The 1,755-nt window shown below is 69.3% G+C and carries 1 protein-coding gene; it reads right to left on the bottom strand.

All coding sequences use genetic code 11. From position 1 onward, the window contains the following. Window positions 1-1,755 (bottom strand): beta-ketoacyl synthase N-terminal-like domain-containing protein (locus ACFVS9_RS34145; RefSeq protein ID WP_389938903.1); only part of this gene is annotated, 1,755 nt, incomplete at both ends.

Raw genomic sequence — 1,755 nt, 5'->3', positions numbered from 1 at the left:
TTCGTCCCACTCACCCCGAACGACGACACACCAGCCCGCCGCACCCGACCCGTCTCCGGCCAACCCACCCGCTCAGTAACCAACTCCACCGCACCAGAAGCCCAGTCCACGTGAGCTGACGGCTCATCCACATGCAGCGTCGCCGGCACCACACCGTGGCGCATGGCCATCACCATCTTGATGACCCCCGCAATACCCGCAGCGGCGGAGGTATGGCCAATGTTGGACTTCATCGATCCCAGGAGCAGTGGGGCCGCCTCGGACCGGTTCTGGCCGTAGGTCGCGATCAGCGCCTGCGCCTCGATCGGGTCACCCAGCGTCGTACCCGTGCCGTGCGCCTCCACCACATCCACGTCGGCCGCCGACACGTCGGCGTTCGCCAGGGCCTGGCGGATCACCCGCTGCTGCGCCGGACCGCTCGGAGCAGTCAGACCGTTCGACGCACCATCCTGGTTCACCGCCGAACCCCGCACCACAGCCAGCACCTGATGGCCGTTACGCACCGCATCCGACAACCGCTCGATCAGCACCATGCCGACGCCCTCGCCCCAGGCGGTGCCGTCAGCCGCCGCGGCGAACGGTTTGCACCGCCCGTCGCGGGCCAGACCCTGCTGACGGCTGAACTCCGTGAAGACGCCGGGAGTGGACATCACGGTCACACCGCCGGCCAGCGCCATCGTGCACTCGCCCTGGCGCAGGGACTGCACCGCCAGGTGCAACGCCACCAACGAGGACGAGCACGCCGTGTCCACGGTGATCGCAGGACCGGTCAGGCCGAACGTGTACGCGATACGGCCCGACGCCACACTGCCCGCCCCACCCGTGAACAAGTACCCTTCGGCCTCCTGTCCGTCGGCGGAACCGTTGCCGTAGCCGTGAGGGACGGCGCCGACGAACACACCGGTCCGGCTGCCGCGCAGCGATGACGGGTCCAGGCCGGCCCGCTCCACGGCCTCCCAGGACGTCTCCAGCAAGAGCCGCTGCTGCGGATCCATCGCCAACGCCTCACGGGGCGAGATGCCGAAGAACCCGGCGTCGAACTCCGCGGCGTCGTAGAGGAACGCCCCCTGATGCGGGTAGCTGGTACCGGGCCGCGAGACGTCCGGGTGGTACAGATCGGCGAGATTCCAGCCACGGTCGTTGGGGAATCCGGATACCGCGTCGGTACCGGAGAGCAGCAGCTCCCAGAGGTCCTCCGGGGAGCGTACGCCGCCAGGGAAGCGACAGCTCGTCGCCACGATCGCGATCGGCTCGTTGGAGAGAAGAGGGGAGCCCGCCGCATCGGGAGGCCCGTCGGCGCTCACGTCCGCGCCGAGTGCCCTGTCGCGCACGTGCTGAGCCAGCGCAAGAGGTGTCGGATGGTCGAACACAACCGTGGGCGAGAGACCCATACCCGTCGCGGCGCACAGCCGGTTCCGGAGCTCCACCGCGGTCAAGGAGTCGAAGCCGGACTCCCGGAAGGCCTTTCGTACCTCCACCTCCGACGGTGAGGACCACCGCAGCACCGCCGCCGCGTGGGCGCACACCTCGTCCAGGGCGACCCGCATCCGTTCGGCGTCCGTAGGCGCGTCGGCCATCCGGCGCTGGAAGCCTTCCAGTGGCTCGGCCGGCATGGCGGAGGGCAGGTCGATCTGGACGGGCGAGCCGGATACGGCAGGGGCGAGCCAGTAGCGGTCCCGTTGGAAGGCATACGTCGGCAGGTCGACGGGCCGATCCGTGGTTCCGTCGAACAGGGACTTCCAGTCGGTATCGACA

This window comes from Streptomyces sp. NPDC058008 (assembly GCF_042886395.1).
Lineage (GTDB): Bacteria > Actinomycetota > Actinomycetes > Streptomycetales > Streptomycetaceae > Streptomyces.
The sequence above is the reverse complement of the archived record's forward strand: the minus strand, read 5'-3'. Positions and strand labels throughout refer to the sequence as shown.